This window comes from Mesorhizobium sp. PL10, from assembly GCF_053714315.1.
Genome location: NZ_JBSKBR010000002.1, coordinates 304406 through 328492 on the forward strand (window position 1 = coordinate 304406; position 24087 = coordinate 328492).

General features: G+C 63.3%; 25 protein-coding genes. 17 read left to right on the forward strand and 8 right to left on the reverse strand.

The features are described from left to right. Positions 1 to 50: 50 nt before the first annotated feature. Positions 51 to 962, reverse strand: a complete 912-nt coding sequence (locus ACWGTO_RS05035; RefSeq protein ID WP_454573759.1) for a LysR family transcriptional regulator — start codon at positions 960 to 962, stop codon at positions 51 to 53. A gap of 104 nt (positions 963 to 1066) precedes the next feature. On the opposite strand from ACWGTO_RS05035, the gene ACWGTO_RS05040 reads away from it, so the two are divergent. Together ACWGTO_RS05040 and purD are read left to right on the forward strand one after the other, a co-directional pair. Beyond that, on the forward strand, positions 1067 to 1861 hold the full coding sequence (locus ACWGTO_RS05040; protein WP_454573760.1) for a phytanoyl-CoA dioxygenase family protein: 795 nt from the start codon (positions 1067 to 1069) through the stop codon (positions 1859 to 1861). 151 nt (positions 1862 to 2012) lie between these two features. After that, positions 2013 to 3299: a phosphoribosylamine--glycine ligase gene (gene purD / locus ACWGTO_RS05045; protein WP_454573761.1), complete on the forward strand. Its 1287-nt coding sequence runs from the start codon at positions 2013 to 2015 to the stop codon at positions 3297 to 3299. A 58-nt stretch (positions 3300 to 3357) separates the two neighbouring features. On the opposite strand, the gene ACWGTO_RS05050 is transcribed toward purD, so the two are convergent. Then, positions 3358 to 4470, reverse strand: a complete 1113-nt coding sequence (locus tag ACWGTO_RS05050) for a glycoside hydrolase family 25 protein (RefSeq protein WP_454573974.1) — start codon at positions 4468 to 4470, stop codon at positions 3358 to 3360. Positions 4471 to 4580: 110 nt separating this feature from the next. Further along, the gene (locus ACWGTO_RS05055; protein WP_454573762.1) at positions 4581 to 4814 is read right to left on the reverse strand and encodes a hypothetical protein; all 234 of its coding nucleotides are present in this window, start codon (positions 4812 to 4814) and stop codon (positions 4581 to 4583) included. Between the two features lie 193 nt (positions 4815 to 5007). Between ACWGTO_RS05055 and ACWGTO_RS05060 the strand changes: the two genes are divergently transcribed. The 6 genes from ACWGTO_RS05060 to ACWGTO_RS05085 all read left to right on the forward strand — a co-directional run bounded on the left by ACWGTO_RS05060 (position 5008) and on the right by ACWGTO_RS05085 (position 10829). Beyond that, on the forward strand, positions 5008 to 6777 hold the full coding sequence (locus ACWGTO_RS05060; RefSeq protein WP_454573763.1) for an acyl-CoA dehydrogenase: 1770 nt from the start codon (positions 5008 to 5010) through the stop codon (positions 6775 to 6777). A gap of 33 nt (positions 6778 to 6810) precedes the next feature. Next, the gene (locus tag ACWGTO_RS05065; RefSeq protein WP_454573764.1) at positions 6811 to 7566 is read left to right on the forward strand and encodes a crotonase/enoyl-CoA hydratase family protein; all 756 of its coding nucleotides are present in this window, start codon (positions 6811 to 6813) and stop codon (positions 7564 to 7566) included. Positions 7567 to 7773: 207 nt separating this feature from the next. Beyond that, positions 7774 to 9099, forward strand: coding sequence for a hypothetical protein (locus ACWGTO_RS05070; protein WP_454573765.1), 1326 nt, complete (start codon positions 7774 to 7776; stop codon positions 9097 to 9099). Beyond that, positions 9092 to 9676 (forward strand): hypothetical protein, encoded by a 585-nt coding sequence (locus ACWGTO_RS05075; protein ID WP_454573766.1) that lies wholly within the window; start codon positions 9092 to 9094, stop codon positions 9674 to 9676. The genes ACWGTO_RS05070 and ACWGTO_RS05075 overlap by 8 nt, the downstream gene beginning before the upstream one ends. Further along, on the forward strand, positions 9676 to 10269 hold the full coding sequence (locus ACWGTO_RS05080; protein ID WP_454573975.1) for a hypothetical protein: 594 nt from the start codon (positions 9676 to 9678) through the stop codon (positions 10267 to 10269). Before ACWGTO_RS05075 ends, ACWGTO_RS05080 begins: the two co-directional genes overlap by 1 nt. Further along, a complete protein-coding gene (locus tag ACWGTO_RS05085) occupies positions 10266 to 10829 on the forward strand; it encodes a hypothetical protein (RefSeq protein WP_454573767.1) in 564 nt (187 codons plus the stop codon). Before ACWGTO_RS05080 ends, ACWGTO_RS05085 begins: the two co-directional genes overlap by 4 nt. 23 nt (positions 10830 to 10852) lie before the next feature. Here the strand turns inward: ACWGTO_RS05085 and pdxH are convergent, their stop codons facing one another. Beyond that, positions 10853 to 11470: a pyridoxamine 5'-phosphate oxidase gene (gene pdxH / locus ACWGTO_RS05090; protein WP_454573768.1), complete on the reverse strand. Its 618-nt coding sequence runs from the start codon at positions 11468 to 11470 to the stop codon at positions 10853 to 10855. A gap of 40 nt (positions 11471 to 11510) precedes the next feature. Here pdxH and ACWGTO_RS05095 point away from each other — a divergent pair, with 40 nt between their 5' ends. Continuing rightward, positions 11511 to 11972 carry an RT0821/Lpp0805 family surface protein gene (locus ACWGTO_RS05095; protein WP_454573769.1) on the forward strand — a complete coding sequence of 154 codons (462 nt, stop codon included), beginning with the start codon at positions 11511 to 11513 and terminating at the stop codon, positions 11970 to 11972. Between the two features lie 76 nt (positions 11973 to 12048). Here ACWGTO_RS05095 and ACWGTO_RS05100 read toward each other — a convergent pair whose 3' ends face one another. After that, entirely contained in the window at positions 12049 to 13461 is a 1413-nt protein-coding gene (locus ACWGTO_RS05100) for a M20 family metallopeptidase (protein WP_454573770.1), read from the reverse strand. Positions 13462 to 13688: 227 nt separating this feature from the next. Between ACWGTO_RS05100 and ACWGTO_RS05105 the strand changes: the two genes are divergently transcribed. After that, complete coding sequence (locus ACWGTO_RS05105) at positions 13689 to 14618, forward strand: DnaJ C-terminal domain-containing protein (protein WP_454573771.1); 930 nt, start codon at positions 13689 to 13691, stop codon at positions 14616 to 14618. Positions 14619 to 14735: 117 nt separating this feature from the next. Here ACWGTO_RS05105 and ACWGTO_RS05110 read toward each other — a convergent pair whose 3' ends face one another. After that, complete coding sequence (locus tag ACWGTO_RS05110) at positions 14736 to 15371, reverse strand: TetR/AcrR family transcriptional regulator (RefSeq protein WP_454573772.1); 636 nt, start codon at positions 15369 to 15371, stop codon at positions 14736 to 14738. 187 nt (positions 15372 to 15558) lie between these two features. Here ACWGTO_RS05110 and mddA point away from each other — a divergent pair, with 187 nt between their 5' ends. From mddA to ACWGTO_RS05125, 3 genes are all read left to right on the forward strand, one after another. Beyond that, positions 15559 to 16293 carry a methanethiol S-methyltransferase gene (mddA, locus tag ACWGTO_RS05115; protein ID WP_454573773.1) on the forward strand — a complete coding sequence of 245 codons (735 nt, stop codon included), beginning with the start codon at positions 15559 to 15561 and terminating at the stop codon, positions 16291 to 16293. 225 nt (positions 16294 to 16518) lie between these two features. Then, positions 16519 to 17337 carry an enoyl-ACP reductase FabI gene (fabI, locus tag ACWGTO_RS05120; protein WP_454573774.1) on the forward strand — a complete coding sequence of 273 codons (819 nt, stop codon included), beginning with the start codon at positions 16519 to 16521 and terminating at the stop codon, positions 17335 to 17337. 46 nt (positions 17338 to 17383) lie between these two features. Continuing rightward, positions 17384 to 17971, forward strand: a complete 588-nt coding sequence (locus tag ACWGTO_RS05125) for a histidine phosphatase family protein (protein ID WP_454573775.1) — start codon at positions 17384 to 17386, stop codon at positions 17969 to 17971. 112 nt (positions 17972 to 18083) lie between these two features. Here ACWGTO_RS05125 and ACWGTO_RS05130 read toward each other — a convergent pair whose 3' ends face one another. Then, the gene (locus tag ACWGTO_RS05130) at positions 18084 to 18338 is read right to left on the reverse strand and encodes a DUF1344 domain-containing protein (protein ID WP_023747552.1); all 255 of its coding nucleotides are present in this window, start codon (positions 18336 to 18338) and stop codon (positions 18084 to 18086) included. 184 nt (positions 18339 to 18522) lie between these two features. Between ACWGTO_RS05130 and aroC the strand changes: the two genes are divergently transcribed. After that, a complete protein-coding gene (gene aroC, locus ACWGTO_RS05135) occupies positions 18523 to 19629 on the forward strand; it encodes a chorismate synthase (RefSeq protein ID WP_454573776.1) in 1107 nt (368 codons plus the stop codon). Between the two features lie 118 nt (positions 19630 to 19747). After that, positions 19748 to 20848, forward strand: coding sequence for a 3,4-dihydroxy-2-butanone-4-phosphate synthase (gene ribB / locus ACWGTO_RS05140; protein ID WP_454573777.1), 1101 nt, complete (start codon positions 19748 to 19750; stop codon positions 20846 to 20848). A 185-nt stretch (positions 20849 to 21033) separates the two neighbouring features. Here ribB and ACWGTO_RS05145 read toward each other — a convergent pair whose 3' ends face one another. Next, positions 21034 to 22257, reverse strand: coding sequence for an MFS transporter (locus tag ACWGTO_RS05145; RefSeq protein WP_454573778.1), 1224 nt, complete (start codon positions 22255 to 22257; stop codon positions 21034 to 21036). Positions 22258 to 22377: 120 nt separating this feature from the next. On the opposite strand from ACWGTO_RS05145, the gene ACWGTO_RS05150 reads away from it, so the two are divergent. Next, complete coding sequence (locus tag ACWGTO_RS05150; RefSeq protein WP_454573779.1) at positions 22378 to 22986, forward strand: TetR/AcrR family transcriptional regulator; 609 nt, start codon at positions 22378 to 22380, stop codon at positions 22984 to 22986. A gap of 92 nt (positions 22987 to 23078) precedes the next feature. Further along, positions 23079 to 24056 carry a hypothetical protein gene (locus ACWGTO_RS05155; RefSeq protein ID WP_454573780.1) on the forward strand — a complete coding sequence of 326 codons (978 nt, stop codon included), beginning with the start codon at positions 23079 to 23081 and terminating at the stop codon, positions 24054 to 24056. The last annotated feature ends 31 nt before the right edge of the window (positions 24057 to 24087 follow it).

Genomic DNA, 24087 nt, shown 5'->3' on the forward strand with positions numbered 1-24087 from the left:
GTGCTGGAGTGGCAGCAGCAGCGAGCGCCGTCAAGCGGCCGCATCGTTGCTCAGGCAGTGAAGACATCGTGGCTGGCAAACCATTCCTTCGCCACCTCGATGAAGGCCAGCGCGGCTTTCGACAGCCTTTGCGTTGTGTCATGGGTGAGGATGATGCGCTGCATCGGCAGTGGATCCGACAGCGGTTTGCAGACCAGCGGCAGGCCGTCATAACTCCTGTCGCCATAGGGCCTTGTGTAACTCACTGCGACTCCGAAGCCGTTGGCGACCATGCTGCGCTGCAGTTCGAATGAACTCGTCGTCGATTGCGAGATCGGCGACAGGCCGCGGCTCAGAAACAGGTCCAGCATATGCTGCCAGCTATGCGGCTGGTCGGTGGTGACAAGCGGATGGTCCGCCAGCTCCGCCAGGCTGACGCTGGCCTGGCTGGCCAACGCGTGGCCTTGCGGCAGAAGCGCGTGCGGCCGCAGCTCATGCAGCAGGATGCGGGCGAAGTGCGAGGGCAGGCCGAGATCATAGGTCAGGCCGAGATCTATTGCCGAATCGCCGAGCCGCCGCCCCAGCGTCTCAAAGGTCTCGTCGCGCACGACCACAGTGACCGCCGGGCAGCGTTGCGAAAAAGTCCGGATCAGCGCCGGCGCGAAATAGGGCGCCAGATCCTCGAAACAGCCGAGCACCAGCTCGCCGCCGACATCGGCATCGCGCATCCCGAGCCCAACCAGTTCGTCCGCTTCGGCCAGCACCTGCTTCGCCTTCGCCACCGCGCTGCGGCCGAACGATGTCAGCGCGATGCCGCTGCCGCGCTGGCGCACGAACAGTTTCTGGCCGAGCGTCGCTTCGACATTGTCGATCGCCACCGAAATCGATGGCTGTGAGACGTTCAGCATCCGGGCGGCCGCGGTGACGCTGCCATGCCGGGCAACGGCGACGAGGTAGCGCAATTGGGTGAGTGTCAGGTTCATAGGCTGGAGCTATAAGCAGGATGAGAAGTTATTATTTTACGTGATGTTGTGCGGCTGCGATAGTCGGTTATCCAACTTCGGGCATCCAACAGGGGAGACATGACATGGCCGCCAGACATATCGACGCCGCAGCGATTGCCGACTATCAGCGCGACGGCGCCGTCTGCATACGCGGCGCCTTCAAGGACTGGGTCGGCACCATCGCCGCCGGCATCGAGCGCAACATGCAAAACCGCAGCGCCACGGCATCTGACATCGCCAATGGCAAGGGCAGCTTCTTCGACGATTACTGCAACTGGGAGCGCATCCCCGAATTCGTCGATGTCGTGCGCAATTCCCCGGCCGCCGAACTGGCGGCGGCGGCAATGCAGTCGCGCAGCGCCCAGTTCTTCCACGACCATGTGCTGGTCAAGGAACCGGGTACGCAGAAGCCGACGCCCTGGCATCAGGACATCCCTTATTACTTCGTCGATGGCACGCAGACCGTCAGCTTCTGGATCCCGATCGACCCGGTCAAGGAAGCGACGCTGCGGCTGATCGCCGGCTCGCACAAATGGGACAAGATGATCCTGCCGGTGCGCTGGCTCGACGACAGCAATTTCTATGCCGGCGACGGTGACTATCTGCCGGTGCCCGACCCCGACAACGACCCGACGCTGAAGGTGCTCGAATGGGAGATGGAGCCGGGCGACGCCATATTGTTCGACTTCAGGACCGCGCATGGCGCGCGCGGCAATCCGACCGCGGCGCGGCGCCGGGCGCTGTCGCTGCGCTGGGTCGGCGACGATGCGCGCTATGTCGAGCGCCCTGGCCGCACCTCGCCGCCCTATCCCGGCCATGACATGAAGCCCGGCCAGAAACTGCGCGAGGACTGGTTCCCGGTCGTCTTCAGCAGCTAAGCCGCCTTCCAGAGCTGAGCCTGGCCGGGAACGTTGTGCCCTCGGCGCGACGTTCCCGTGCGCAACCGGCGTCGCGCAAGGTAAAACTCTTGACCCGCGCCGCCCGGCGCAATAGCGCAGTCCCTGTCGTGAAATGACAAGGGACATCGGCATGCGCGTTTTGTTGATCGGCTCCGGCGGCCGCGAACATGCCCTGGCCTGGAAGATCGCTGCCTCGCCGCTGTTGACCAGGCTCTATGCCGCGCCCGGCAATCCGGGCGTCGCCCGCGAGGCCGAACTGGTCAAGCTCGATATCGCCGACCATGCCGCTGTGGCGGCTTTCTGCAAGGACAACGCGATCGACCTCGTCGTCGTCGGGCCGGAAGGGCCGCTGGTGGCCGGCATTGCCGATGATCTGCGCGATCAGGGCATCCGCGTCTTCGGCCCGTCGAAGCGGGCAGCACGGCTCGAAGGCTCGAAAGGTTTCACCAAGGACCTCTGCGCCAAATACGATATCCCGACCGCCGCCTATGGCCGCTTCACCGATCTGACCGCGGCAAAAGCCTATGTCGAAAAGGTCGGTGCGCCGATCGTCATCAAGGCCGACGGCCTCGCCGCCGGCAAGGGCGTCACCATCGCCATGACGCCGGATGAGGCGCGGGCCGCGCTCGATGCCTGCTTCGACGGCGCCTTTGGCGAGGCCGGTGCTGAAGTGGTGGTGGAGGAATTCATGACCGGCGAGGAGGCGAGTTTCTTCTGCCTGTGCGACGGCACGACGGCACTTCCCTTCGGTACCGCGCAAGACCACAAACGCGTCGGCGACGGCGACACCGGCCCCAACACCGGCGGCATGGGCGCCTATTCGCCGGCGCCGGTGATGACGCCTGAAATGATCGAGCGCACCATGCGCGAAATCGTCGAGCCGACCATGCGCGGCATGGCCGAGCTTGGCGCGCCGTTCGCCGGCATTCTCTTCGCCGGGCTGATGATCACCGACAAAGGGCCGAAGCTGATCGAATACAACACCCGTTTCGGCGATCCCGAATGCCAGGTGCTGATGATGCGGCTGAAGGACGATCTCCTGGTGCTGCTCAACGCCGCCGTCGACGGGCAGCTTGCGCACAGCTCGGTGCGCTGGCGCGACGAGGCGGCGCTGACCGTGGTGATGGCGGCGCGGGGTTATCCAGGTACGCCGGAAAAAGGTTCGGTCATCCGCGGCCTGGACGAAGCGGCGGGTGAAGGCGTTGAGATTTTCCATGCCGGCACCGCCATCAATGGCGGCGCGCTGGTCGCCAATGGCGGCCGCGTGCTCAACGTCACTGCGTCAGGCAAGACGGTCGGTGAAGCGCAGGGCCGCGCTTACGCCGCGCTCGACCGCATCGATTGGCCGCAAGGCTTTTGTCGCCGCGACATAGGCTGGCAGGCGGTGGCGCGGGAAAACGCAAGTGCGGCCGGGTAAGCAATTCCAGGAAAAGTGTGAAGCGCTTTCCCTGAGGAATTGCGCAGAAACAAAGATTTCAGCGCTCGCGAACGAGTTCCGTCGAAGCGGTGCTGACCGGGTCGGAGACCTGGGAGAAGGCGGCCTCGAGCAGTGCCTCCGAGCGATACGCAGTCCGCTTCCAGGCGACATACTCGGCAATGCCGAAGCGCGCGCGGCGCGGCACCGTCTTGACCACCGGCATGCGGAAGGCGGCGCGGAATGTCTGCCAGCGCGCACCGAGCACCGCCACCATCTCCTCGACTGTCGGCGGTGTCGCCACATCGGCATAGGTGATGGTGACTTTACCGGCCAGCCCCGCCTCGCGCGAAACCGGCACCGGGATCGAGGCGAGATAGTCGGGCGGCACATTGACCAGGCCGCCGAACGGCCATTGCTGGCGCAGCGTGGCTGCGTCCATCGGCGCGACGTTGACATCGATGTCGTTGGGCGTGCCGGCGACCCGGTACGGGCAGCGCAGGCGACCGCAATTGGCCTGCGCCGAAAACTGCCACAGTGCATAGCCCTGCCAGTTGCCCATCGGAAAATGCACGTCGATGTCGGGCTTGTAGCGCGCATACCAGAGCGGCAGTCGCGACAGCAGCCGATATTGATAGCGGTTGTCGGCGATGAACTGGGCGGTCTTGCCGTTGCTGTAGAGTATCGGAAAACGGCCGAGCCGCCGGTGCACCTGGCGCACGAATTCCTCGGCATCTTCCAGCGACATCCACTGCGTGGGATCGTTGCCTTCGAGGTCGAGGGCCACCAGATCGTCCGGCGCCGGTTCGGCGAAATCGATGAAATTGTTCGCCTGCTCGACCGGATTGCCGGGCCGGGCAAGATGATAGGCGCCCCATTTCAGGCCGAGCGCCTTGGCCACCACCTTGCGCGTCTGGAACAACTCACGCGTCACCGCAAAGCGTTTCCACAGCGTCTTGCAGAGTTTTACCGCGGTCTCGTCGCCGTAACAGAAATAGGGCGGCGGCAGCCCGTCGGAGGCCTTGTTGATGAAGCCGACGATCCGCTTGTCGGTGGCAAGCTCACCCCAGTCGATGGAATTGTATTCATAGGCGTCGACGACGAGCGCGCGGTCGCCATCCCGCCAGGGCTCGGAGAAGTCAGAGGCTTTTGCCGCCGATACCAGCGCCATCATCGCCGCGAGAGCGATCGCTGAGCGGCGAAGAAGATGCGCCGGCGTTTTCAAACAGGGAGTCCCCGCTGACCAAACACCGATGGTGGACCGGTATGGTTAAGGAAATGCTTTTACCGGCGGATCGGCTGCACCTCGAGCGGATCAGGCGCCGGCTCCGTCGGCAACGTGCCTTCAACCTTGCGCTTTCGATAGTGGGCAAGCGAGCATTGCGGCGAGCATAATATGCCGCGATCGGTCCAGTAGGCCGGACCCCTTTCGATCTCGCCGTGATAATACCAGAAGCCGCTTGCCTGATACGGCAGGCTGCATTCGATGCAACGGTATGTCTCGGGTCTGGCAAGCATGGCAGGTTCCGGTTCGCTCTTGCGTTGGCGGTCGGCAGCGCCGGAGTCTAGCGCGACCGGCAAAGATTGCAAAATCCGCGTGACAAAGTTTGACGTTTACGTAAAAAGAAGGTCGGAGGCCGCCCAAAGGCGGATGGTTTTGCGTCGTCCCGGGTCCTAGGATCGAGGGGCGAGCAGCGGAGGAGAAAGCGGAATGTACAAGGCGCCGGTCGAGGACATTTCGTTCACGCTCAAGCATGTCGCCGGCCTCAAGCCGGCGCTGGACAGCGGCGCGTTCGGCGATCTCGGCGAAGACCTTGTCGATGCCATCCTGGCCGAGGCCGGCCGCTTCGCCAGCGAGGAGGTGGCGCCGCTTTACAAGATCGGCGACGAGCACGGCGCGGTGCTGAAGGATGCCGCCGTCACCACGCCACCTGGCTGGAAAGATCTTTATCGCCGCTGGACCGACGGCGGCTGGAACGCGCTGTCGGGGCCTGAGGAGTTCGGCGGCCAGGGCCTGCCGACCATGCTTGGCGTCGCGGCGCTCGAAATGTGGAACTCCGCCGCCATGGCCTTCGGCATCGGCCCGACGCTGACCATGGGCGCGGTCGAGGCGCTCGACAAGCACGCCTCCGAAGCGCTCAAGGCAAAATATCTGGCCAAGCTCGTATCCGGCGAATGGATGGGGACGATGAACCTCACCGAGCCGCAGGCCGGTTCCGATCTCGCGGCGCTACGCAGCCGCGCGGAACCTGCCGGAGACGGCACCTATCGCATCTTCGGCCAGAAGATCTTCATCACCTATGGCGAGCACGATTTCACCGACAACATCGTCCATCTTGTGCTGGCGCGGTTGCCGGATGCGCCCGCCGGCACGCGCGGCATTTCGCTGTTTCTGGTGCCGAAATTCCTGGTCAATGATGACGGTTCGCTCGGTGTCCGCAACGACGTCTTCTGTTCGGGCCTCGAACACAAGCTCGGCATCCATGCCTCGCCGACCTGCACCATGATCTATGGCGACGGTTTTGGAGGTGCCACGCCCGGCGCCATCGGCTGGCTGATCGGCGAGGAGAACAAGGGGCTCGCCTGCATGTTCACCATGATGAACAACGCCAGGCTTTGCGTCGGCATGCAGGGCGTGGCGGTGGCTGAAGCCGCGACGCAAAAGGCGATCGCCTATGCCAATGAGCGCCGCCAGGGCAAGGCGTCGGATTTTGCAGGCACCGGCATGGCGCCGATCGTCCATCACCCCGACGTGCAGCGCAATCTTCTCACCATGAAGGCGCTGACCCAGATCGCCCGCGCCATCTCCTATTCCTGCGCCTACGCCATCGATTTGGCACGGGTCTCGGCGGGCGATGAGGCCACGCATTGGCGCAACCGCGCCAATCTGCTGACGCCGTTGGCCAAGGCCTTCTCCACCGATGTCGGCGTCGATGTCGCTTCGCTCGGCGTCCAGGTGCATGGCGGCATGGGTTTTATCGAGGAGACCGGCGCCGCAGCCCTTTATCGCGACGCCCGCATCGCGCCGATCTATGAAGGCACCAACGGCATCCAGGCGATCGACCTGGTGGCGCGCAAATTGCCGCTCGGCGGCGGCGAGCATGTGCATGGCTACATCGCCGAACTGAAGGCGGTCGCAAATGAAGTGCGGACCTCGAACCTGCAGGGGTTCGGCCGCACCGCCTCGGCCCTCGACCGGGCCTTCGACGATCTCACCGAAGCAACACGTTTCCTGCAGAAGCTGCTGGCCGACGGCCGCCTCGACGAAGCGCAGGCGGGTGCCACGCCCTATCTCCGGCTGATCTCGCTTGCCGCCGGCGGCGCCTATCTGGCGCGTGGCGGGCTTGCCGAACGGAACCGTATCGCCCTCTGCCGCTTCTTCGCCGAAAACCTGCTTGGCGAGGCCAGCGCCTTGAAGGACCGCGTCATCGACGGCGCCGAGAGCCTCGCCGCTGCCGGCAAGACACTGATTTCAGCATGAATACTCAGCTTGGCGTTCATCAGGGAAGAAACCGTGACAGACCATATCCTCGTCGAGCGCCAGGGCGCCATTCAGATCATCCGCATGAACCGTCCGGACAAGAAGAACGCGCTGACGCGTGCCATGTACGCGACAATGTCTAAGGCGTTGGCCGAAGGCGATGCCGATCCGGCGGTCCGCGTCCATGTCTTCCTCGGCGTGCCGGGCGCCTTCTCGGCCGGTAACGACCTCGCCGACTTCCTGGTCATCGCCACCGGCGGCGAGGGCGGCACCGAAGTCTGGGACTTCCTGCTGGCGCTGGCCAGGACGGAAAAGCCGATGGTGTCGGGCGTCGACGGCATCGCCGTCGGCATCGGCACCACGCTCAATTTGCATTGCGACCTGACCTTTGCCACGCCGCGCACGATGTTCCGCACGCCCTTCGTCGATCTCGGCCTTGTGCCGGAGGCCGGCTCCAGCCTGCTGGCGCCGCTCATCCTCGGCCGCCAGGGCGCCTTCGCGCTGCTCGGGCTCGGCGAAGGCTTTTCCGCCGAGCGCGCCAAGGCCGCCGGCCTGATCTACGAAGTGGTCGAGGAAGGCGCTCTCGAAGCCGCAGTGCTGGCGGCAGCCGGCGAGATCGCCGCCAAGCCGCCGCAGGCGCTGAAGATCGCCCGCGACCTGATGCGCGCCCCGCGCGACGAGCTTCTCGCCCGCATCAAGGTGGAGAGCGAGCATTTCTTTGAGCGGCTGAAGTCGGACGAGGCCCGCGCGGCGCTCACCGCCTTCATGACGCGCAAGAAGCCGAGCTAATCCCACGACACTGTCAGCTTGTGGCAGGTGCGAGGGCGACTCGCGTCAAACGCGTTTTTCTGGTCTGTACACTGTCGTTTTCACACCCTATCTGACAAAGCCGGCGGGGGCGGGGGCCTGGTCAGGGGAGAGGACATGTCCCGCAAAGCAGCTGCCAACGCAAAACCTTCCGAAGTCGGCGTCCAGTGACGGGTTGAACGCCGCGACATGCTTGCCGATTTTGTAAGGCCGCTCGGCCTGACCTTCAGGCTCTGGTGGCGCTTCTGGCCGCAACTTGTGGCAACAGTGCTGCTGGGCATTGTGGGTCACAGTCTGTTCATGCAGATCGCCGCGCATGCCGCCTTCCTCAACCATATGGCGGGCTTGGCTCTGCTGACGCTCGTCGCCCTGACGCAGCTCATCGTCACCGTCGCCATGTTCCAGACGCTGCTCCCCGGCCTGCCGGCGATCCGTGCCGCTCAAAAGGCGGCGGGGGCACAAGCCCCCGGCGAGGCCGGTGACGAAGAAGCGGGCGGTGCCACCCGGCTGGCGCGCATGGTCACTGTCGCGCTCTTACCCTTCTTCGCCTACTACGCCGCCTGGGGCTTTCTGGGCGACACGGTGCGGCAATATTCGCGCGTCACGCTTGACATGGCGCCCTTCGGCGAAGGTGCGGGCAACGTGCTGGATGTGCTCGATTCCCGCTGGCTGGTGTTTTCCGTCGTCATCTCCTGGCTGGTCAGGCGTTTGGCGCAGGCGATGCAGAAGCGCGGCGGGGCAAAATCCTTCTGGCAGATCGTGGTGGTGATCTGCGAAACCAACTGGATCTTCGTCGGTCTCTACGTCATCTCGCGCTGGAAGGACGACATCGTCGGCTGGATCATGAGCCGCAACATTTTTTCCGTCCTGCAGGCTGCTGCCGACGGCGTGGCCAACCCTGTTGCAAAAGCCTTTGCCGATCCGATGGTTCCGGTCGAGGTTACCTCCATCGACACCACGACGAAGTTGATCGCACTGTTCTTCTTCATGCTCTTGCCGGTGATCTGGCTGGTCATGACGGCGCTGATCTATGGCTACGACGTGCACGACGACAAGGAACTCATGCGCGTGCACGAACGCGTCGAGCGCCTTGGCGCCCGCTATCGCACCATTCCAAAATTCATGCGCGACTTCGTCGAGCACTTCATCTCGGGCTATCGCTCGCGCTATCTGCCGATCGCCAATGGCGTGCGCATCACGTTGAGTTCGGGCGTCGTGCTCATGCTCACGCTCGTTGTCGGCTACCGTCTCATCGACTGGCTGGCGGCCTGGGCGTGGCTGGGCGCGACCCGCATCATCGGCCCGCACGATCTCGACACCTGGCAGGTGCTGTCGGAGGGCGTCTCGCTGCTGTTCGGCAGTGCCTTCCAGGATAGCTCCACCGGCATTCTGGTCGAGCCGCTGCGCATCTGCTTCCTCGCCGCGATCCTCGAAACGGCTTTCGCGCTGCCCAAGCGCCCGGTCGCCGAGGCGGCGGAGCCGAATGGTCCAGCCGGAGCGGTGCAAGATGCTTGAGACAGCCCGCTCGCGGCTAAGAGCCTGGATCGTAACCGGCATCGGCACGGCGGCGGCGATTGCCGTTGCCGGTGTGCTAGGCGCCTTCGGGGCAAGGCATGCGCAAGTGCCGGTTCTCGCTCCAGCCGGCCCGATCGAAACCGGGCAATGGCTGCTGCAGCCTGTAAAGGCCTATGTCAGCGTCGAGCAATATGTCTATGGCACGTTGCGCAAGCCCGGGACGAAGGCGCTGGTCTTCGAGGTCGACATGACCAACCGCACGGCCCAATCGACGAAGGATTATTTCGAGCTCCTCCAGGCAACCCGGCCGCTGCTCGACCCGGCGGCAGAACCGTACATCGTGCTGGCGCGCGATTCGACATTGTCGCCGGAACTGCATCCCGGCATGACGGAGCGCATGGCCTATATCTGGGAGCTGCCGGATGGCACTGCCGCACCGGCGAGCCTCGACCTGACGGTCATCCGCAAAACCTACAAACAGCGCGACAATCTCTACGGCCTTCCCGGCTGGTTCAATCCGAGCCCGGTCGGCACACTGACCATTCCTGTCGCACTCGATACCGGAGGCCAGCCGTGATGCGCAGACTGGCCAATCTGGTCCTGCTGCTTGTCGCCGTGGCGCTCTGCTATGGCCTGCAGATTTCAAAGCCGCATTATGCCGACCTGATCGGACCGATCCCGGTACGAGGCAAGGTGGGAGATACCATCGTCGGTCGCAGCTTCGAGGTCCGCGCCGAGAAGCTGGAGTTCGCGCGCAAGCTCAAGACGGACCGGTTCGGCGAGACGAAGGAGCTGACCACCGGCGGCGTATGGGCGGTGGTGACGGTCGAGGTCGCGGCCAGGGCTGCGTCGACAACCGTCGCGGTCGCGTCCTGGCGCGGACCAACGGGGCTGACTTACGACCACACCGAGCGGCTGTCCTTCATCAACAACGGTTCTCTCCCGGTAACTGTCGACCCTGGACTGCCGCGGAAGGCGAGGCTGGTTTTCGAGGTGAGACCGGAGGAGGCTGGCAACGCGACGATGCTGATCTCGGGCAAGCTGATGGCTGCGCTCGATTCGCAGGCCGAGATTTCGATTGGGCCGGTCGCTGCCTTGTCCGACGGCATGCCTGCCGGCACCGTCGACACGCTCGATCTGACCCAGCCGATTGACGGGCAACCCAAATGACGGCGCTGATTGAGGATAGTGGGCTGACGGAGAAAAAATGGCGGCGCCGCGGCCTGTGGGCGCTGCTTGTGCTCATCCCCCTGACCTTGGCCGTCGAAGCCTATGACAGCGTCAAGGCTCTACTGGCCGACAATGATCTCTATCCGCGCCGTGTCGCCTGGGGCCAGAGCGCGCATTTCGGTGGCAGCGACTGGAAATTGACCGACCTGCGTGGCGCCTTCGGCATGAAGAACCTGCCGCCCGATTCCGTACCGGTGCTGGCCGACTTTGCTGTGACCGTGGGCGATCCCAACCTGCAGAACCTATGGCTTGGCTGCAAAGTGATGCTGATCGATGCCGAGGGACGGCGTTGGTCGCCGACGTCCATTGTCTCGCTGAGAACGCCGGACAATGTGCAGACCTGCATTTCGGCGATCTTCTCTGGCGCCAAGACCGGCGACACGCTCAATCTGCGCGAGACGTTCCTGGTGCCGAAGGAAGCGACCAGGTCGATACGGCCGGCGGTCGGCGTCGCCAGCGAGCGGCCGCATTTCCTGCTTTTCCAAATGGAGAAGGATTGATCGCCGGCGACCCCCGGCGTTTCTCAGGGATAGAGCCGCGTCTTGTCCCAGCCGCCTTCGGCGTTGCGCGAAAAGACCAGGCGGTCATGCAGCCTGAATGGCCGGTCATGCCAGAACTCGATTTGCTGCGGCACGATGCGGAAGCCCGACCAGTGCTTTGGCCGCGGGATCTCACCGATCGGGTAGCGCGCCGTGTATTCGGCCACCGCCTTCTCCAGCGCAAAGCGGCTTTCCAGCGGCCGCGACTGTTTCGAGGCCCAGGCGCCGATGCGGCTGCCGCGCGGCCGCGTCGCGTAATAGGCGTCGGCCTCGGCGTCGCTGACGATCTCCACCGGCCCGCGTATGCGCACCTGGCGGCGCAGCGATTTCCAATGGAAACACATAGCCGCCTTCATGCTGCCAAGAATCTCGCGGCCCTTGGCGCTCTCGAAATTCGTGTAGAAGACAAAGCCGCCTTCATCGAACCCCTTGAGCAGCACCATACGCACATCCGGCATGCCGTCGGCATCGACGGTTGCCAGCGCGACGCCGTTGGCGTCGTTGATTTCGCTCTTTGTGGCGTCCTCCAGCCACGCGGCAAAGAGCCGGAACGGCTCGGCAGCGTCGGTAAAGTCACCACTTGTTAACTCAGTGTCACTCATAGTTTTTCTCAAATTGTCTCGAATCTCAGGGGGTTGCCGATTGTTGCGTATCGCGCAAGCTTTTGACAGCGGGCAATGGAGCGCTATCGCTTCGGCCAGATCGAAAGCCGTGATCGTGATCGTCGCCTTGCCGCTTGCCGCCTGCGGCGCCGGCGGCTTCAGCCTGGAAAAAGCCGAGGTCGACCGTTCGCTCCTCACCTCGAGCGCACCCGACCCTACCGCGCCGCTCGATCAGGATCGCGCCTCCGACCAGACGACGATCCGCAACGCCGTGTCTTCGGCCGACATCGAGCAACTTGCCGGGCAGGCCGTTCCCTGGGCGAACTCCGGCACCGGCTCGCGCGGTTCGATCACCGACCTGGTGGAACTCAAGGACAACGGCCAGACGTGCCGTCGCTTCACCGCCTCGCGCGAAAGCTTCGACGGCGTCGCGATGTTCAAGGGCGAAGTCTGCCTGGCCGGCGCCGGCGCGTGGCGCGTGCAGGACTTCAAGGCGCTTTAAGTGTTCCAAAGCGCATGTTTGGCCCTACGTCGGTAGGGGAAGATGCGCCAAGAGCCGACCTCACATAGCCTCGACATCAATATCTGCTTTCCCAAGGCCTGAGCGCGTCATCGGCTGACCGTTCGGCTTCGCCCAAATCCCAGTAAAGTCCCGCCATCAGCCCCAACCCTTCTCGGGCAATGGCAACCGGCAGATGCTCATTGGGCGCGTGCTGCGAACACCCGGGATAAGAATGCGGGACCCAAATGGTAGGCATTTCAAGAATTTCGGAGAAGATGTCGTTCGGGAGTGACCCGCCGAGGCTCGGCAGAATAGCGGGTTTCTTTCCCGTCGTGCGGGCGATCGAATCGACCACCCAACTGACCCATGGGTGCCTCGTATCCAGTCGCGTCGCGTGAAAAACTTCGTCGCGCACTTTTGCAATCTGCACGGTCGAAAAACCGTTGCTGTCCAGATGACGGCGCAAGGCAGCGAGGACGTCCTGCACGTCCACCCCGATGACGAAGCGAAGCTGGCAACGCGCCCAGGCTCGGGGCGGGATGGCACCAACAGGCATCCTCGGATTCCCCGCCTCCAAGGCCAGCACCGAAAATGAGCTCCACGCAAAAACCTTCTCCGCGGAGGTCAGGCCAGGCTCGCCCCAGTCGGGATCGATCCTGGGCTCTTCCGTGCCGCTCTCCACCTCACAGTCAGCAAGAACGTGTCGCACATCCTCGGGAATGCTTGTCGGAAGCCACTCCGGAATCCGAATTTTTCCGGTCGGTTCGGTGATGCTCGCAATAGCATGGGCAAGTTGAATGGCTGGATCCGAGAGCAGACCGCCCCAGTTTCCCGAATGATGGCCGCCCTTGCGCGCATCAATCCAGATGTCGAAGGAGATAGAGCCGCGCGAACCCAAAAACACGGTCGGCCTTTCGACGGAGAGGCGGGGGCCGTCCGAGGCGATCAGCACATCCGAGCGGAATAGTTCCTTGTGGGTCTTGGCCAGTTCCCGCAGGCCGGGCGAGACCCGTTCTTCCCCCATTTCGATGAGATACTTGGCATTGAAGCCGAGCCTTCCGCGTGTCTCGATCACGGCTCGAAGAGCGCCGACATTTATCGAATGCTGGCCCTTGTTGTCGGCGACGCCGCGACCGTACCATCTGTCGTCACGTTCGGTCAGACGCCACGGTGAAAGACCCTCATCCCACTCGTCATCCAACCCGCGGATCACGTCGCCGTGGCCATAGCCAAGTACCGTCGGACGTGCCGCGTCCTCTGTGCGTTCGGCGAAAAAGAATGGCCAGCCGTCCTGGTTAAGCGTTCGGCAGGCAAAGCCAAGCACTTCAAATGCCGGCCTTATCTCAGCCTCGATGTACTCGACCAGCACATGTCCGCGATCAGGGTTCTGGCTCTCTGTCGGCATGCTGATCCGACGGGCCAAATCCTCCCGAAAAGCGCCGGAATCGAAGTATGCCTCCGACCGGGCTATCGCAGCCTCACGCGTCATGCCTTGAGCCTAGCATCGATGGTTTTGGACGGCCAGTGTCCATCCGCCGTGCCATACGTCCGTCGCCAAATCCCGTTTGTCTCAAACCATCGCCCGCTCAATGACCGGACCTGATCTCATCGGGCTCTAATTCCGCCGTCAATATGGCTGTGCAGCACTGGAATTTCTTCCTATGCGAGCGCATATAGAAGGCAACTACAGACTCACTCCTTCTGCAGGCAGGACGCATGCGCGACCCCTATGAGGTGCTGGGCGTTGCCAAGAACGCATCGGCCAAGGACATAAAATCGGCCTACCGCAAGCTCGCCAAGAAGCATCATCCGGACCAGAACCCGAATGATCCCAAGGCGAAGGACCGGTTTGCCGCAGCAAACCAGGCCTATGAGGTCGTCGGCGACGAGAAGACCCGCGCCGCGTACGACCGTGGCGAGATCGACGCCGACGGCAAGCCGAAATTCCAGGGTTTCGAGGGCGCAGCCGGTGGCGGCGATCCGTTCGCCGGCTTCCGCCGTCAGCAGGGCGGCGGGGGCTCGCGCTTCGAATTCCGTTCAGGCCGTCCCGGCGGCGATCCGTTCGACGGCAACAGCGACATCTTCAGCCAGATCTTCGGCGACGCCTTTTCGGGTGCCCGCGGCGCGGGAACAGGCGATCGCCGCCAGCCCGTCCAGGCTGCCGACCTCAACGTGACGCTCGACGTCACCATCGAGGAGATGGCGACCGCCGAAAAGGTGACCGCCATGTTCCCCGACGGGCGCAAGATCGCGGTCAAGCTGCCGGCCTATGTCGAGGACGGCCAGACCATCCGGCTGAAGGGCCAGGGCGAGCAGGGTCCGGGACAGCCGGGCGATGCCCTGGTCAAGATCCACATCCGCAGGCATCCGCGCTACCGCATCGAGGGTCGCGACCTGCATGCCGATCTGGAGGTCGCGTTGGCCGATGCAGTGCTGGGCGCCAAGGTTCCGGTCGACACGCCGACCGGCAGGCTGGCGGTCAATGTCCCGGCATGGTCGAGTTCGGACAAGGTTCTGCGACTGAAGGGCAGGGGCTTGCCGGAAAAGGCCGGCGGCCATGGCGATCTCTACGCCCATGTCCGCATCATGCTGCCGGAAGGTGGCGACAGCGACCTCGAAGCGCTGATGCGCGGCGGCAAAGGCTGACGCAGCCTTCGCCGGCTAGAGCAATTCCAGGAAAAATGTGTAACGGTTTTCCGTCCGGAATTGCGTAAAAACAGATGGTTAGAGCATTTCGGCGTTTCCGTGAAACCCCGAAATGCTCTAGGTTGCGGGCTCTGCTTCCTCCATCCGCCGGATAGTTTCGCCGAAGCGGCGCAGCGCCTGCCGCACCGGAACGTGCGGACTCTCGATCTCGAGCAGGATCATCGTCTCGCTGCCAAGGAAGGCGGCGCTGACCAGGCTGGTCACCTCGGCGGCGGAAAATGGTCCAAGGCCACCGAACCGCCGCTCCGCCTCTTGCGCCAGTCCGTCCAGCAGTTCGAACCAGCCGCGCAGGTCGCGGCGCACCGCCTTGGCGATTTCGGGGCTCGACAGGCTTGCCGCGATCATCTCGTGCAGGATCCGGACATAGCCGGACGCCAGATCATCATCGAGGAAATCGCAGGCGCGCTCCCAGCGCTGCCACAGCGGCATCGGTGCTGCAAACGTCTCCGCCTGGCGCTTTAACAGCCCCTCGTTCAGATGGTCGAGCAGGGCCAGGAATAGCCGTTCCTTGGACCCGAAATGATAGTGGATCTGGCTGAGCGGAACGCCGGCGATCTCGGCAACCCGCCGCGTCGACAGGTCGGCATAGCCGCCTCGATAGAGGCACAGCTCGGCTGCCGAAATCAGTTCGGCACGCGTGTCGCGCTTTGTCTTGTTCTGGGGCGGGGCGGGGGCTTTAACAGCGTCCGTCATGCGGTATGCCTGCCGCTGGAATCGGCACAATCTGGGCGGATCATAGGTTCTCCTGTCCGGGGCTGGGCGTCTCGCCACCATATCTCGGTCGAACGACCGATCAAGTTGACTCGCCATCAAATTTATGGTTTTTGACCCTGAATTCGGTCGACCGACCGAATCCTGATGCTTGCATGGAGGGGCAGTCATGGCGGGCGTAATCACCCTTATCTACGGCGTTGCCGCATACCTGATATTTCTCGGTTCGTTTCTCTACGCAGTTGGTTTCGTCGGCAACATTGCGGTGCCGAAATCGATCGATTCAGGGATCGTGGGGAGTCCGGTCGAAGCCGTCATCGTCAACGCACTGCTGCTCGGCCTTTTCGCCGCCCAGCACAGCATCATGGCGCGGCCGGGGTTCAAGCGCTGGTGGACGCGGATTGTCCCGCACGCGGCCGAGCGCAGCACCTATGTGCTTTTGGCCAGCCTCATCCTGCTTTTGCTCTGCTGGCAATGGCGGCCGATCCCCGGCCCCGTCTGGACGGTCGAGAACCCGTTCTGGGTCGCCTTCCTCCATGGCGTGTTCTGGCTCGGCTGGGCTGTCTTGCTGATCAGCACCTACCTGATCAACCATTTCGAACTGTTCGGGTTGCGCCAGGTTTTCGCGGCTTTGCGCAAGAGCGAATTGCCCGAGCCTGTGTTCAGGACGCCGCTTTTCTACAAATGGGTCCGGCATCCGATCTATGTCGGCTTTCTCCTCGCCTTCTGGGCGACGCCGTCCATGACATGGGGCCATCTCCTCTTCGCAGCCGGCAGCACCGGCTACATCCTGCTCGGCATCTTCCTCGAGGAACGCGATCTCATCGCGATGTTCGGCGATCAGTACCGCCTCTACCGCAAGCAGGTGGGAATGCTCATTCCCTGGCGCAAAGTCGCCGAATAAGGCGATATCCGGTGCCGACCAGCCGATTCGGCTGGTCGCCCGGGCCTCGCCGGTCCAGGCGCGCTGGCCGAAGTGAGGCATTGAATCTCACAACATCGTTATTATTCCCCATTCGTTGTTTATGCCGAGTGTCTGAATTGAACGCGTGGCCCGTCTGCGCTTGAAGCGCCTTTCTGCCTGTGCGATAGGCACTCCAAAGCAGAAAATCTTTCGGAGAGCGCTGACATGGCGGGTGGACAGGGCCTTATGGCCGGCAAGCGCGGGCTTATACTGGGCGTAGCCAACAACAGATCGATCGCCTACGGCATCGCCAAGGCTTGCGTAGACCATGGCGCCGAGATCGCGCTGACCTATCAGGGCGAGGCGTTCAAGAAGCGCGTCGAGCCGCTGGCTGCGGAACTGGGCGCCTTTGTCGCCGGCCATTGCGATGTCACCGATCCGGCAAGCCTGGATGAAGTTTTTGCCAATGTCGCCAAGCATTGGGGCAAGCTCGACTTCCTCGTCCATGCCATCGCCTTTTCCGACAAGGACGAGCTGACCGGCCGCTATGTCGAGACGACGCGCGACAATTTCCTGCGCACCATGGACATCTCGGTGTTTTCCTTCACCACCATCGCCAAGCGCGCCGAGGCGCTGATGACCGATGGCGGCTCGCTGCTGACGCTGACCTATTATGGCGCCGAAAAAGTGATGCCGCACTACAACGTCATGGGTGTCGCCAAGGCCGCGCTCGAAGCAAGCGTGCGCTATCTCGCCGTCGATCTCGGCGGCAAGAAGATCCGCGTCAACGCCATCTCGGCCGGCCCGATCAAGACGCTGGCGGCCTCTGGCATCGGCGACTTTCGCTACATCCTGAAGTGGAACGAATACAATTCACCGCTGAAGCAGACGGTCACCCAGGAAGAAGTCGGCGATTCCGGCGTCTATTTCCTGTCCGACCTGTCGCGTGGCGTCACCGGCGAGGTGCACCATGTCGATTCCGGCTACCATGTCGTCGGCATGAAGGCGGTCGACGCGCCGGATATTTCGACCGTCAAGGAATAGTCCTGCCGCGATTTCCGCCTGCCTGTCCTGACACCCGGAAGACTTGATGGTTCCGCTCGTCTACATCGTGCGCCACGGCCAGACGCAGTGGAATGCAGAGGCCCGGCTGCAAGGCCAGGCCGACACCGATATCAATGAACTCGGCCGCCAGCAGGCGACCCGCAACGGACGGCGGTTGGCCGGACTGATCGACAATCCCGGCGATTTCGACTTTGTCGCCAGCCCGATGAAGCGGACGCGTGAGACGATGCAGCGGCTGCGCTCGGCAATGGGGCTCGATCCCGACGCCTACCGCACCGACCCGCGCCTGGTCGAGGTGCACTTTGGCGACTGGCAGGGCTTTACCTTTGCCGAACTCGAGGCACACAGCCCCGGCTCGCCGAAGGCGCGCCGCCGCGACAAGTGGAATTTCCATCCGCCGGGCGAGGGCGCCGAAAGTTACCAGATGCTGCTCGAACGGGTGAAGCCGTGGTTCGATGCGCTGGACTGCCAGACCGTCTGCGTCACGCATGGCGGCGTCATACGGACCCTGTTCAGGATGGTGGAAGGTGTTTCCGAGCACGAAGCGGCAAACCTGGCAGTGCCGCAGGACCGGGTGCTTAGGCTGCAGGACGGGCGTCTGGAGTGGCTTTAGGCTGGAAGCCGGAGCTTCGCATGACCAGAAGCTCCACAAACAGGACGTCCCTCCTGTTTTGTACGCAGGGTGAAAGATCCCGTTCGATGCCCGGTCCTATACGGTGTCGGCCTTACTCGGTATCAGGCAGTTCCATGTCGGTGACGACGTTCTCGCCATTCGTCACGTCATAAGCAATGACGATATCCATGCCCGGCTTCAGCGAGTCGAGATCGGTCTCGGCGTTGAGCTTGTAGGACTTGCCGTCCTCCAGCGTCAGCGTCAGCGCGTCCTTGTCGACCTTCTTGATCAGGCCTTCGGTCTGGCCGGCATAGGCGGCGGTGGAAATCAGCAACATGGCGGCAGCAGCGCCAATCAGGGTACGCATCGTCGTCCTCTTTGTCATTGCGCCTGCACAGGTGGCGGCGAGCTTTCAACGGGCGGATGGAAGAGAGCAGAAACCAACCGAATGTGTCAAAACTAAAACCGCAAGATCACAGTTTGACCCCTGTGGAAAACGCCAATAGAAGGCAGGCTTAAGCCGGCTCTCATGCCGGGCAGGGCTAAAATCCATGTCTCACAACACGTTCGGCCATCTGTTCCGCGTCACCACCTGGGGTGAAAGCCATGGTGCCGCACTCGGCTGTGTCGTCGACGGCTGCCCGCCCGGCATCCGCTTCACGCGGCAAGATATCCAGGCCGAACTCGACAAGCGCCGTCCCGGCCAGTCACGTTTTGTGACGCAGCGCCGCGAACCGGACGAGGTGAAGATCCTGTCCGGCTTCATCCTCGACGAGGACGGCGAGACGATGATCACTACCGGCACGCCGGTCTCGATGCTGATCGAGAATGTCGACCAGCGATCCAAGGACTATGGCGAGATCGCCCGCCAGTACCGTCCCGGCCATGCCGACTACACCTATGACGTCAAATACGGCGTCCGCGACCATCGGGGCGGCGGCCGCTCCTCGGCGCGCGAGACGGCCGCGCGCGTGGCTGCCGGCGCGCTTGCCCGCAAGGTGGTGCCCGGCATGGTGGTGCGCGGCGCGCTGGTCTCGATGGGCGAGAAATCGATCGACCGCGCCAACTGGAACTGGAATTTTATTGGCGACGCCGAAAACCCGTTCTTCACCCCGGATCCAGCGTCGGTTGCGGTCTTCACCCTCTATCTCGACGGCATCCGCAAATCCGGATCCTCCGTCGGCGCGGTGATCGAGATCGTCGCCGACGGCGTGCCGGCCGGCCTCGGCGCGCCGATCTACGCCAAGCTCGACCAGGACATTGCGTCCGGCCTGATGTCGATCAACGCCGTCAAGGGCGTCGAGATCGGCAACGGTTTCGAAGCCGCCCGCATCACCGGCGAACAGAATGCCGACGAGATGCGCATGGGCAATGACGGCAAGCCGGTATTCCTGTCCAACAATGCAGGCGGCATTCTCGGCGGCATCTCGACCGGCCAGGCCATCGTCGCCCGTTTCGCGGTCAAGCCGACCTCGTCGATCCTGACGCCGCGCAAGTCGATCGACAAGGACGGCCACGACGTCGACGTCATGACCAAAGGCCGTCACGACCCCTGCGTCGGCATCCGCGCCGTGCCGATCGGCGAGGCCATGGTTGCCTGCGCGATCGCCGATCACTATCTGCGGCATAGAGGACAGACCGGGAAGGGAGGGGAATAGGGCAGTAAGGCAATAGGGCAGTATGTTAAGAAGCCCGCCTAAGCAGCCAGAAATTTCCTTTTCCCTACTGCCTTACTGCCCTATTCCCCTCCTGCCCTGCGAGCGAAGCGAGCCTTCCATGCCATACGATCAGAAGAAAATCGTCGAAGCCCTCCGCGCCTTCGAGCGCGGCGAGATCGTCGTCGTCATGGACGATGACGGGCGCGAGAACGAGGGCGACCTGATCGTTGCCGCCGTGCATTGCACGCCCGAAAAGATGGCCTTCATCATCCGCCACACCTCCGGCATCGTCTGCACGCCGATGCCGCGCGACGAGGCCAAGCGGCTGAACCTGTCGCCGATGGTCGCCGACAATGATTCCGCCCACACCACCGCCTTCACCGTCAGCGTCGATTTCAAGCACGGCACCACGACCGGCATTTCGGCAGAAGACCGCACGCTGACCGTGCGCAACCTTGCCAATGGCAATGTCGGCGGCTCGGATTTCGTCCGGCCCGGCCACATCTTCCCGCTGATCGCGCGCGAAGGCGGCGTGCTGATGCGCTCTGGGCACACCGAAGCCGCGGTTGACCTCTGCAAGCTCGCCGGCCTGCCGCCGGTCGGCGTCATTTCCGAGCTGGTCAATGACGACGGCACCGTCAAGCGCGGACCGCAGGTAGCAAGCTTTGCCGAGGAACACGGCCTCAAGCAGGTTTCGGTCGCCGACCTTATCGCCTACCGGCAGCGCAAGGAAACGCTGGTCGAGCGCGTCGCCTGCTCTGAGATCGACACGCTTGGCGGCAAGGCGCAGGTCTTCACCTACACGCTGCCCTGGGATTCCATGCATCACGTCGCGGTCGTCTTCGGCGACATCCGCGACGGCGAGGACGTACCGGTGCGGCTGCATTCGGAGGATGTGGTGACCGACGTCTTCGGCACCAGCCATCGGCTCGACGGCATCATGAAGGCGATGGGCGAGCGCAAGCGCGGCGTCATCGTCTATCTCCGAGAGGGCTCCGTCGGCGTCGCCCATCAGGAGCGCAAGCGGCCATTGAGCGGCGATCGCGAGGACCATGAAGAGGCACGCCGCCGCGAGAACGAGTGGCGCGAAATCGGCCTCGGCGCTCAGATCCTCAAGGACCTCGGCATTTCCTCGATCAACCTGATCGCCTCGCGCGAGCGCCACTATGTCGGTCTGGAAGGTTTTGGCATTCATATCGCCAAAACCGAGATACTGTAGGCCGAGGGCGAACGCTCCTGCCAAGGGTCACGTCGTTGGAGATTGGCTGAAGCCTCCATCCCTTCGTCATCCTCGGGACTGCGCTCCGCTTCGCGTCGCTCCGCCCGTGGATGACGACGTCGCGGAGGCTTCGGCTAACTCCCGACGTCTGCGATGATGGACGGCCGGCTGAATACTCCTAACCATTATTCCGCAGGAACGGCGGCTGCGTCGCATCCGTCCAAGTCGCATGTGTGGGTGGCCAGGCTGCGCTGGCCCGCGAGCACCGTGACCAGTGCGATGGTGCCCGCCGCCACCGAAACCCAGAACCCGTTCCGGGCGCCGAATTCATCCACCACCGCGCCGGCGGCAAACGAGCCGAGCGCCATGCCGATGCCGATGCCGGTCATCACCCAGGTGATGCCTTCGGTCAGCATCGCTTCCGGCACGTGCCGCTCGATCAGGCCGAAGGCGGTGATGAAGGTCGGAGAGATCGCCACGCCGCTAAGGAACACGGTCAGCGCCAGCAGCGGTGTCGTGCCGGCGGTGAGCGGCAGCAAAGTGCCGAGCGCGACGAGGGCCACCGCTATCGCCAGTTGGCGCTGCAGCGGCGCCTTCAAATTAAGCGCGCCGACGACGAGGCCAAGCACGAACGATCCCAACGCATAGACGCCGATGACGAGGCTGGCGGCGCCGGGCTGGCCGAGCTCCTTGGTGATCGCGACGGTGCTCACTTCCGTCGTCGCGAAGGTCGCACCGATGAAGATCAGGGCGAGGGTGATGATCTGCACCGCCCGCAGGCGAATTGCCGAGCCGCTCGTGACATGATCCACCGGCCGCACTTGCGGCTCGGTCGCGCGCTGCAGGATGAAAGCCGTCGAACCGATGGCGAGGAACAGCGTGCTGACCAGAACACCAGCTTCCGGGAACAGGGCGGCGCTCAAGCCCACGGACAGCGATGCCCCGGCGATGTAGACGAGTTCGTCCGCCGCCGACTCGAAGGCGAAAGCGGTGTTCATTTGCGGCCGGCCGCGGAAGATCTCGGTCCAGCGCGCGCGCACCATTGCCGGCATGCTGGGCATGGCGGCGGCCGCCAGCGCCGAAACGAACAGTGTCCATACCGGCCAGTCCTGATTGGCTGCCGCAATCAGCACCGCGAAAGCAATCACGGTGACGATGGTGGTTGGCACCACGACCCGTGTCTGGCCAAGGCGGTCGACCAGCCTTGAGATTTGCGGCGCCACAAAAGCATTGCTCAGCGCGAATGTCGCCGAGACCGCACCCGCCAGCCAATATTCACCACGTGTTTGTGAGAGCATGGCCACGATACCAATCGGCGCCATGGCGATCGGCAGGCGCGCCAGGAAGCCCGCGGCGGCAAAGCCCTTGGCTCCAGGAGCGCGAAAGATTTCCGAATAGGGGTTTTGCATGGCTTGGTTCCTCGACAAAGGCCAATTCGACAATTACATACGATGCGTATGATTGTTAAATAGATCATACGTTGCGTATGTCAATTGGCATACGAGACGTATGTGAATAGGTCCAAAGCCATGCACAGACCACGTAAGGAGATGATTGCTGAAACGCGCGCCAAGCTGATCACGGCGGCCCGCCGTGCTTTCGGCACGATCGGCTATGCCGAAGCGTCGATGGATGATTTCACAGCGTCCGCCGGGCTGACGCGGGGCGCGCTCTATCATCACTTCGGCGACAAAAAGGGGCTATTGCAGGCCGTCATCGCCGAAATCGACGGCGAGATGGCGGTTCGCATAAATGAGATAGCATCGAAAGCACCGAGCCGCTGGCAGCGTTTCGTTGACGAATGCACGACCTATATCGAGATGGCGCTGGAGCCGGAAATCCAGCGCATCATGTTCCGCGATGGCCCGGCCGTACTGGGAGATCCTGCACTTTGGCCGAATGCCAATGCCTGCGTCGGTTCAATGACCGATCATCTGACCAGTCTGCAGCAGGAAGGGGTGGTCGTGCCGGGCGTCGACCCCGAAACCGCGGCGCGGTTGATCAACGGCGCCAGCAGCCAGGCGGCGCAGCGGATCGCCAATTCGAACGACCCCGAAGCGACGTCGAAGACCGTGGTCGCGGCCTTCAAGCAGTTGCTCGAAGGGCTGCTCAAGAAGCAGGGTTCGTTGCCGGTCTGAACTCTCACCAGCCGAGACCCGGCCTTAGCCGAGATTGACAATTCCGGACCCGGGTTCATCCTCTGCCACCATCTCTGAGGGGAGATTCGGGCATGTGGGATTTCGAGATCGGCAGGTCGGTGTCCATCATGATCAGGACATGGCCGTTCATCGTCTTTCGCATGATCGTCTATTTCGGCATCACGCTGGCCTATATCGTGGCGACCGGCAGCGGCGCCTCTGTCGGTTATGGCGTCGGCCATATCTCCACCGATCCCGACGGGCCGCTTTCCTTTGCGCTCTGGGGCGGCATCGTCGGCATTGGCGTCGTTTCGATCGCGCTTTACTGGATCCGCGAATACATCCTTTACGTCGTCAAGGCCGGCCATATCGCCGTCATGGTGCATCTGATCGACGGCCGCGACGTCCCCAATGGCCAGGATCAGATCGCCTACGCCAGGGATGTCGTGAAGGAGCGTTTCGCCGAGGCCAACATCCTTTTCGTGCTCGACCAGCTGGTCAAGGGCGCCATCCGCGCCATCACCGGCCTGATCGGTGGCATCGCCGCCTTCCTGCCCATTCCGGCCCTCGGCGGCCTGGTCTCGTTCATCAACACGGTCATCCGCCTGTCGCTGACCAATGTCGACGAGATCATCCTCGGCTACAACATCCGCATCAACTCGTCGTCGCCCTTCGAAACAGCCAGGCAAGGCGTCGTGCTCTATGCCCAGAACGGCAAGACCATGGTCAAGAACGCTGTCTGGCTCGCAGTCATCATGTGGGGCGTGTCCTTCGTCATCTTCCTGCTGATGCTGGCGCCGGCCGCCGCCATCATGTGGTTCATTCCGGGGCAGCTCGGGGGCTGGGCCTTCGTGCTCGCCATCCTCCTTGCCTGGGCCTTCAAGGCGGCCTTCATCGAGCCCTTCGCCATTGCTTGCCTGATGCAGGTCTATTTCAAGACCATCGAAGGCCAGGCGCCGAACGCCGAATGGGACCGGCGGCTGGCCGAGGCGTCGTCCAAGTTCAGGGAACTCAAGGACAAGGCTCTGGCCTCCTTTGGTGGTTCGCGCTGGACGCAGCCGAGCACCTAATCCCTGTTGAACACCGGCCTTTCCTGCCGCG